An 8816-nucleotide genomic window follows, 5' to 3' on the forward strand; every position below is an offset into this window, starting at 1 on the left:
CATCCGGGTGGATGCGCCCGCCCGTCGTATGTCCGGGCTGTCGCCCGTCTGCCCCGTTGTGCGTACGCCACCCGTGTGACGTACGTCTTGACGGCTGCCTCTGGGCGGACCGGTTCCGCCCGCGTAAAATGAGTCGCCATGCAGGGCTACGCATAAGTAGTCATTACCTGGCGGTTTCGTTTTCCTCGCCACCGGGCAAGAGCTGTAGACACCGCGGGCAACGACGCCTGCTCTCTGCGGCCCTCAGGGCGCCGATCCTCCCCATGCGACAACCCCCCTCACCGGCTCATCCGTTGTCCGCATATTGGAACGAGCTATCCGCTTTCTGAGAAGCGCCCCATTATGTAACCTGCATCAACTTTCGCAGAGGGCCAACGTCGTCCCTCGGCACACATGCCACGACGACGACGGGAGAGCCGATGCGTATCGACGCCTGGTCGCCCATGGACGGTCGCCCCGCCCAGCAGGGGATGTACGACCCCCGTAACGAGCACGACGCCTGCGGCGTCGGGTTCGTGGCCACTTTGACCGGTGTGGCCAGCCATGAGCTGGTCGAGCAGGCGCTGACCGTGCTGCGCAACCTCGAACACCGCGGCGCCACCGGATCGGAGCCCGACTCCGGCGACGGCGCCGGAATCCTCCTCCAGGTCCCGGACGCCTTCCTGCGCGCGGAGACCCCCTTCGACCTCCCCGAGGCCGGTGGCTACGCGGCCGGAATCGCCTTCCTGCCCGCCGACGACTCCACCGAGGCCGTCCGCGCGCTGGAGAAGATCGCCGCCGAGGAGGGCCTCAAGGTCCTCGGCTGGCGCCAGGTACCGGTCACCCCCGGCCTCCTCGGCAAGGGCGCCCGCGCCACCATGCCCGAGTTCCGCCAGCTCTTCGTCGCGGACGGCACGAGCAGCGGCATCGCCCTGGACCGCAAGGCCTTTGTCCTGCGCAAGCGCGCCGAGCGGGAGGCCGGGGTGTACTTCCCCTCGCTCTCCGCCCGCACCATCGTCTACAAGGGCATGCTCACCACCGGGCAGCTGGAGCCGTTCTTCCCGGACCTCTCCGACCCCCGCCTGGCCACCGCGGTCGCCCTGGTCCACTCCCGGTTCTCCACCAACACCTTCCCGAGCTGGCCGCTCGCCCACCCGTACCGCTTCGTCGCGCACAACGGCGAGATCAACACGGTCAAGGGCAACCGCAACTGGATGAAGGCCCGCGAGTCCCAGCTCGCCTCCGACCTGTTCGGCCCCGCCGACGACGGACACGGCGACGCGGCACGGCTCGACCGGATCTTCCCCGTCTGCACCCCGGACGCCTCCGACTCCGCCTCCTTCGACGAAGTGCTGGAGCTGCTCCACCTCGGCGGCCGCTCGCTGCCCCACTCGGTGCTGATGATGGTGCCCGAGGCGTGGGAGAGCCCCGAGTCGAAGAACGCCATGGACCCGGCCCGGCGCGCCTTCTACCAGTACCACTCCGCGATGATGGAGCCCTGGGACGGCCCGGCCTGCGTCACCTTCACCGACGGCACCCAGGTCGGCGCGGTCCTCGACCGCAACGGACTGCGCCCCGGCCGCTACTGGGTCACCGACGACGGACTCGTGGTCCTCTCCTCCGAGGTCGGCGTCCTGGACATCGACCCCGCGAAGGTCGTCCGCAAGGGCCGCCTCCAGCCCGGCAGGATGTTCCTCGTCGACACGGCCGAGGGCCGCATCATCGAGGACGACGAGATCAAGGCGTCCCTCGCCGCCGAGCAGCCCTACGCACAGTGGCTGGAAGCCGGCGAGATAGAGCTGGAGGACCTCCCCGAGCGGGAGCACATCGTGCACACGCACGCCTCCGTCACCCGCCGCCAGCAGACCTTCGGCTACACCGAGGAGGAGCTGCGCGTCATCCTCGCGCCGATGGCCCGCACCGCGGGTGAACCGCTCGGCTCCATGGGCACGGACTCGCCGGTCGCCGCGCTGTCCGAGCGCCCCCGCCTCCTCTTCGACTACTTCACCCAGCTGTTCGCGCAGGTCACCAACCCGCCGCTGGACGCCATCCGCGAGGAACTCGTCACCTCGCTGCGCTCCACGCTCGGCCCGCAGGGCAACCTGCTGGCCCCGACCGCCGCCTCCTGCCGCGCCGTCACGCTGCCGTTCCCGGTGATCGACAACGACGAGCTGGCCAAGCTGATACACATCAACGCGGACGGCGACATGCCGGGCATGAAGGCCGCCACCCTCTCCGGCCTCTACCGGGTCGGCGGCGGCGGTGAGGCCCTCGCCGCGCGGATCGAGCGGATCTGTGCCGAGGCCGACGCCGCCATCGAGGACGGCGCACGCCTGGTCGTCCTCTCCGACCGGCACTCCGACGCCGAGCACGCCCCGATCCCCTCGCTGCTGCTCACCTCCGCCGTGCACCACCACCTCATCCGCACCAAGCAGCGCACCCAGGTCGGCCTGCTGGTCGAGGCCGGGGACGTCCGCGAGGTCCACCACGTCGCGCTGCTCATCGGCTACGGAGCCGCCGCGGTCAACCCGTACCTCGCGATGGAGTCGGTCGAGGACCTGGTCCGCGCCGGTACGTTCATCGAGGGCATCGACCCCGAGCAGGCCATCCGGAACCTGATCCACGCGCTCGGCAAGGGCGTCCTGAAGGTCATGTCCAAGATGGGCATCTCGACCGTCGCCTCCTACCGCGGCGCCCAGGTCTTCGAGGCCGTCGGCCTGGACGAGGAATTCGTCGCGAAGTACTTCCACGGCACCGCGACCAAGATCGGCGGCGCCGGTCTCGGCATCGTCGCCCAGGAGGTCGCCGCCCGGCACGCCAAGGCGTACCCGCCCTCCGGCATCTCCGCCTCGCACCGCGCGCTGGAGATCGGCGGCGAGTACCAGTGGCGCCGTGAGGGCGAACCGCACCTCTTCGACCCGGAGACGGTCTTCCGCCTCCAGCACGCCACCCGCACCAGGCGCTACGACATCTTCAAGAAGTACACCGACCGGGTGAACGAGCAGTCCGAGCGCCTCATGACGCTCCGCGGCCTGTTCGGCTTCACCACCGACCGGGCCCCGGTCCCCGTCGACGAGGTCGAGCCCGTCTCCGAGATCGTCAGGCGCTTCTCCACCGGCGCCATGTCGTACGGCTCGATCTCCCGCGAGGCGCACGAGACGCTCGCCGTCGCCATGAACCGGCTGGGCGCCAAGTCCAACACCGGCGAGGGCGGCGAGGACCCCGACCGGCTGTACGACCCCGAGCGCCGCTCGGCGATCAAGCAGGTCGCCTCCGGCCGCTTCGGGGTGACCAGCGAGTACCTGGTCAACGCCGACGACATCCAGATCAAGATGGCCCAGGGCGCCAAGCCCGGCGAGGGCGGCCAGCTGCCCGGCCACAAGGTCTACCCGTGGGTCGCGAAGACCCGGCACTCCACCCCCGGCGTCGGCCTCATCTCGCCGCCGCCGCACCACGACATCTACTCCATCGAGGATCTGGCCCAGCTGATCCACGACCTCAAGAACGCCAACCCGGCCGCCCGCATCCACGTGAAGCTGGTCTCCGAGGTCGGCGTCGGCACCGTCGCCGCCGGTGTCTCCAAGGCCCACGCCGACGTCGTGCTGATCTCCGGCCACGACGGCGGAACCGGCGCCTCCCCGCTGACCTCGCTGAAGCACGCGGGCGGCCCCTGGGAGCTCGGCCTCGCCGAGACCCAGCAGACCCTGCTGCTCAACGGCCTGCGCGACCGCATCGTCGTACAGACCGACGGCCAGCTGAAGACCGGCCGCGACGTCGTCATCGCCGCACTGCTGGGCGCCGAGGAGTTCGGTTTCGCGACCGCGCCGCTCGTCGTCTCCGGCTGCGTCATGATGCGCGTCTGCCACCTGGACACCTGCCCGGTCGGCATCGCCACCCAGAACCCCGTCCTGCGCGACCGGTTCTCCGGCAAGGCCGAGTACGTCGTCAACTTCTTCGAGTTCATCGCCCAGGAGGTCCGCGAGATCCTCGCCGGGCTCGGCTTCCGCTCGATCGAGGAGGCCGTCGGCCACGCCGAACTCCTCGACACCGACCGGGCCGTCACCCACTGGAAGGCCCAGGGCCTCGACCTCGCCCCGCTCTTCCACGTCCCCGAACTGCCCGAGGGCGCCGCCCGCCACCGGCGCATCGAACAGGACCACGGCCTGGACAAGGCCCTCGACAACGAGCTGATCCGGCTCGCCGCCGACGCCCTGAACGCGGACGGCGCCGAGAGCGCCCAGCCGGTCCGGGCCCAGCTCGCGATCCGCAACATCAACCGCACCGTCGGCACCATGCTCGGCCACGAGGTGACCAAGAGGTTCGGCGGCGCCGGACTGCCCGAGGACACCATCGACGTCACCTTCACCGGCTCCGCGGGCCAGTCCTTCGGCGCCTTCCTGCCCAGCGGCGTCACGCTGCGCCTGGAGGGCGACGCCAACGACTACGTCGGCAAGGGCCTCTCCGGCGGCCGGATCGTCGTCCGCCCGGACCGCGGCGCCGACCACCTCGCCGAGTACTCCACCATCGCGGGCAACACCATCGCCTACGGCGCCACCGGCGGCGAACTCTTCCTGCGCGGCCGCACCGGCGAACGGTTCTGCGTCCGCAACTCCGGCGCCACCGTCGTCTCCGAGGGCGTGGGCGACCACGGCTGCGAGTACATGACCGGCGGACACGCCGTCGTGCTCGGCGAGACCGGACGCAACTTCGCGGCCGGCATGTCCGGCGGCGTCGCGTACGTCGTCGACCTCGACCGCGACCACGTCAACCCCGGGAACCTCGGCGCGATCGAGGAACTCTCCGCCACCGACCGGCAGTGGCTGCACGACGTCGTGCGCCGCCACCACGAGGAGACCGGCTCCACCGTCGCCGAGAAGCTGCTCGCCGACTGGGACCGCGCCGCGACCCGGTTCAGCAAGATCATCCCGTCCACGTACAAGGCAGTGCTCGCCGCCAAGGACGCCGCTGAGCTCGCCGGTCTCTCCGAACAGGAGACCACCGAGAAGATGATGGAGGCGGCGACCCATGGCTGACCCCAAGGGCTTCCTGACCACCGGACGCGAGGTCGCCGAGACCCGCCCCGTGGCCGAGCGCGTCAAGGACTGGAACGAGGTCTACGTCCCCGGCTCGCTGCTCCCGATCATCAGCAAGCAGGCCGGCCGCTGCATGGACTGCGGCATCCCGTTCTGCCACAACGGCTGCCCGCTCGGAAACCTCATCCCCGAGTGGAACGACTACGCCTACCGCGAGGACTGGGCGGCGGCGTCCGAGCGGCTGCACGCCACGAACAACTTCCCCGAGTTCACCGGGCGGCTCTGCCCGGCCCCGTGCGAGTCGGCGTGCGTGCTCGGTATCAACCAGCCGGCCGTCACCATCAAGAACGTCGAGGTCTCCATCATCGACAAGGCGTGGGACAGCGGTGACGTCACCCCGCGGCCGCCCGAGCGGCTCTCCGGCAAGACCGTCGCCGTCATCGGCTCGGGCCCGGCCGGTCTCGCCGCCGCCCAGCAGCTGACCCGGGCCGGTCACACGGTCGCCGTCTACGAGCGCGCGGACCGCATCGGGGGCCTCCTCAGGTACGGCATCCCCGCGTTCAAGATGGAGAAGTCGCACATCAACCGCCGCATCGAGCAGATGCGCGCGGAGGGCACCAAGTTCCGCACCGAGACGGAGATCGGCCGCGACATCGACGCCGCCAGGCTCCGCCGCCGCTACGACGCGGTGGTCGTCGCCGCGGGCGCCACGGTCTCGCGCGACCTGCCCGTCCCGGGCCGCGAACTGAACGGTGTGCACTTCGCGATGGAGTACCTGCCGCTCGCCAACAAGGTGCAGGAGGGCGATCTGACCGTCGCCCCGATCACCGCCGAGGGCAAGCACGTCGTCGTCATCGGCGGCGGCGACACCGGCGCCGACTGCGTGGGCACCGCCCACCGCCAGGGCGCCCTCTCCGTCACCCAGCTGGAGATCATGCCGAGGCCGGGCGAGGAACGGAACGCGGGCCAGCCGTGGCCGACCTTCCCGATGCTCTACAAGGTCACCTCCGCGCACGAGGAGGGCGGCGAGCGCGTCTACTCCGTCTCGACCACCCGTTTCGAGGGCGACGAGAACGGCGACGTCCAGGCCCTGCACCTGGTCGAGGTGGAATTCAAGGACGGTAGGCTGGAGCAGAAGCCCGGCACCGAGCGGCGCATCCCGGCCCAGCTGGTCACGCTCGCCATGGGCTTCACCGGAACCGACCAGTCCAACGGCCTGGTCCAGCAGTTCGGCCTGGAGCTCGACGAGCGCGGCAACGTCGCCCGCGACGCGGACTTCGCCACCAACGTCGACGGGGTCTTCGTCGCCGGGGACGCCGGACGGGGCCAGTCCCTCATCGTGTGGGCCATCGCCGAGGGCCGCTCCGCGGCACGCGGGGTGGACCGCTACCTGACCGGAGCCAGCGCCCTGCCGGCCCCGATCCGCCCGACCGACCGCGCCCTGACGGTCTGATCGCGGCCCACGAGGACGTCCCGCACAACGGCGTGCGGAACTGAACGCGGCGCCTGCCCGTCCCCGACCGGACGACTCGGCAGGCGCCGCGGTGCGTCCCGGCTCAGCCCGTCAGCGCGGACGTCTTCAGCACCACCAGCAGCACCAGCACGGCGAGCAGCACCACACACGCGGCGGCCTGGAACGCGGTACGGCGGTTCGCCGGGGCGTACGCGTACACCAGGGTCACGATGCCGCCGGTCAGCAGCCCGCCCAGGTGGGCCTGCCACGAGGCGAATCCGGCCGAGATCACCATCCACAGCAGGAAGCCCGCCATGAACCGGTTCACCGGCCGCATGTCGCGGCCCAGCCGCAGATTGATGACGTAGAAGGCCGCACCGAGGCCGAAGATCGCACCCGAGGCGCCCACCGTGGCGTCGAACGGCGCGATCAGATGGACCAGCACCGAACCGCCCAGCGCGGACAGCAGATACAGCGCGAGGTACCGGGCCCGGCCCAGCTGCTCCTCGACGACCCGGCCCAGGTTCCACAGCGCGTACATGTTGAAGACGATGTGCAGGATCCCGAACGGCAGCGACCCCAGGGTCGAGCCGGTCGGCGGAAGGTGCAGGAAGGCCCCCGTCAGCAGCCGGTACCACTCGCCGCCCGCCACCCCGACCACGTCGAAGCCGGGGAACTCCCCGGCCCGGTAGAGGTAGTGGGCCCCGTCCGGCCCGTCCAGCCCGGCCCCCAGCATCGCGAACCGGTCGAGGATCCCCGGCCGGAGGATCTCGCCCAGGTACGCGACGACGTTGAGCCCCATCAGCACGTACGTGACCAGCGGCACCGCGGACCGGGAGACCGTGCCGCCGAAGACCGTGCGCGCCTGCCGGATCGAACGCTGCCCCTCCTTCACGCACTCCACGCACTGGTGGCCGACGGCCGCCTCCCGCATGCAGTCGGGGCATATGAAGCGCTCGCAGCGGACACAGCTGACATAGGTCTCGTACGACGGATGGCGGTAACAGGTGGTGACCTCGGCCTCCACGGCGGGCTCCTTCGGTAGCGGACGGACACGAGCGGCCGGTGGGGCGGCGGCGGATCGGGGTGCGGCACATCAGCGGTGCACCGGCGGCGTGGAGACGCGGCGATGCGGAGAGACGGAGACGCGGCGATCAAGATAGCGAACGCCGCACGGAGGGCCGGAAGGCCGGGTGCGCCGGGGCGGGCGGAGAATGACCGGGTGCCTACCAAGAAGAAGCCCCAGGCGACCTCCTCTCCCGAGCGGCGCGGCGAACTGCTCGCCACCGCGGCCGAGGTCTTCGCCGCGCAGGGATACAACGCCACCACCGTCCGCAACATCGCGGACGCGGCCGGGATGCTCGCGGGCAGCCTCTACTACCACTTCGATTCCAAGGAATCGATGATCGACGAGATCCTCTCGACCTTCCTCGACGAGCTCTGGGAGGGCTACGACGCGGTGCTCGCCGCCGGCCTGGCCCCCCGGCAGGCCATCGAGGCACTGGTCACCGAGTCCTTCCGGGAGATCGACCGGCACCGGGCCGCGGTCGCCATCTACCAGAAGGAGGCCAGGCACCTGGCCGCCCAGCCGCGCTTCGGGTACCTGGTGGAGTCCCAGCGGAAATTCGAGAAGGCATGGCTCGGCACGCTGGAGCGCGGCGTCGCCGACCACAGCTTCCGCGCGGACCTCGACATCCGGCTGACCTACCGCTTCGTCCGCGACACCGTCTGGGTCGCGGCGTCCTGGTACCGGCCGGGCGGGCTGCACAGCCCCGAGGAGATCGCCCGCCAGTACCTCTCGATGGTCCTGGACGGCATCGCACTGGACAGCTGAACCGGCCGGGCCCGGCGCGTCCCCGCCGCACATCGGCGGAACGTGCTAAGGTTGCTGTGTTGCAGTTTTGGTACCCATGAACTTTTGGTGCGCCTGACGGGAATGCTTCGTCAGGCGCATTATTGTTTTCCGGCTTTCTCCGGAATGGGGCTCAATGCGGCGACTCGGAATTCGTAAAGTGCGGAATTCCGGCACTGCACCTCGTTAAGGAGAATATTATGGCTACCGGAACCGTGAAGTGGTTCAACTCTGAAAAGGGCTACGGCTTCATCGAGCAGGACGGCGGCGGCGCCGACGTCTTCGCCCACTACTCCAACATCGCCACCCAGGGCTTCCGCGAGCTCGTGGAGGGCCAGAAGGTCAGCTTCGACGTCACGCAGGGCCAGAAGGGCCCGCAGGCGGAGAACATCGTCCCGGCCTGATCATCCGGCCTGCCCGATCGCTCGGGCGCCTGATCACTCGGGACCGTCCGATCGCTCGGACGGGACTACGCAGCTGGGGCCCGCACCTTGGGGTG

The 8816-nt window shown here is 70.3% G+C and carries 5 protein-coding genes; 4 read left to right on the top strand and 1 reads right to left on the bottom strand.

The window, feature by feature from the left end:
- The first annotated feature begins 419 nt into the window (after positions 1 to 419).
- Both gltB and ACFCV8_RS33980 read left to right on the top strand, forming a co-directional pair.
- Positions 420 to 5012 (top strand): glutamate synthase large subunit, encoded by a 4593-nt coding sequence (gene gltB / locus ACFCV8_RS33975; RefSeq protein WP_376689365.1) that lies wholly within the window; start codon positions 420 to 422, stop codon positions 5010 to 5012.
- Positions 5005 to 6465, top strand: coding sequence for a glutamate synthase subunit beta (locus tag ACFCV8_RS33980; RefSeq protein ID WP_376689366.1), 1461 nt, complete (start codon positions 5005 to 5007; stop codon positions 6463 to 6465). Before gltB ends, ACFCV8_RS33980 begins: the two co-directional genes overlap by 8 nt.
- A gap of 103 nt (positions 6466 to 6568) precedes the next feature.
- On the opposite strand, the gene ACFCV8_RS33985 is transcribed toward ACFCV8_RS33980, so the two are convergent.
- Entirely contained in the window at positions 6569 to 7492 is a 924-nt protein-coding gene (locus tag ACFCV8_RS33985; protein WP_376689367.1) for a rhomboid family intramembrane serine protease, read from the bottom strand.
- Positions 7493 to 7687: 195 nt separating this feature from the next.
- On the opposite strand from ACFCV8_RS33985, the gene ACFCV8_RS33990 reads away from it, so the two are divergent.
- A complete protein-coding gene (locus tag ACFCV8_RS33990) occupies positions 7688 to 8299 on the top strand; it encodes a TetR/AcrR family transcriptional regulator (protein WP_376689368.1) in 612 nt (203 codons plus the stop codon).
- Between the two features lie 218 nt (positions 8300 to 8517).
- Complete coding sequence (locus ACFCV8_RS33995) at positions 8518 to 8721, top strand: cold-shock protein (RefSeq protein WP_352274958.1); 204 nt, start codon at positions 8518 to 8520, stop codon at positions 8719 to 8721.
- Positions 8722 to 8816: the final 95 nt, after the last annotated feature.

Source organism: Streptomyces sp. NPDC056347, from assembly GCF_042262625.1.
In the GTDB taxonomy this organism is placed as follows: Bacteria; Actinomycetota; Actinomycetes; order Streptomycetales; family Streptomycetaceae; genus Streptomyces.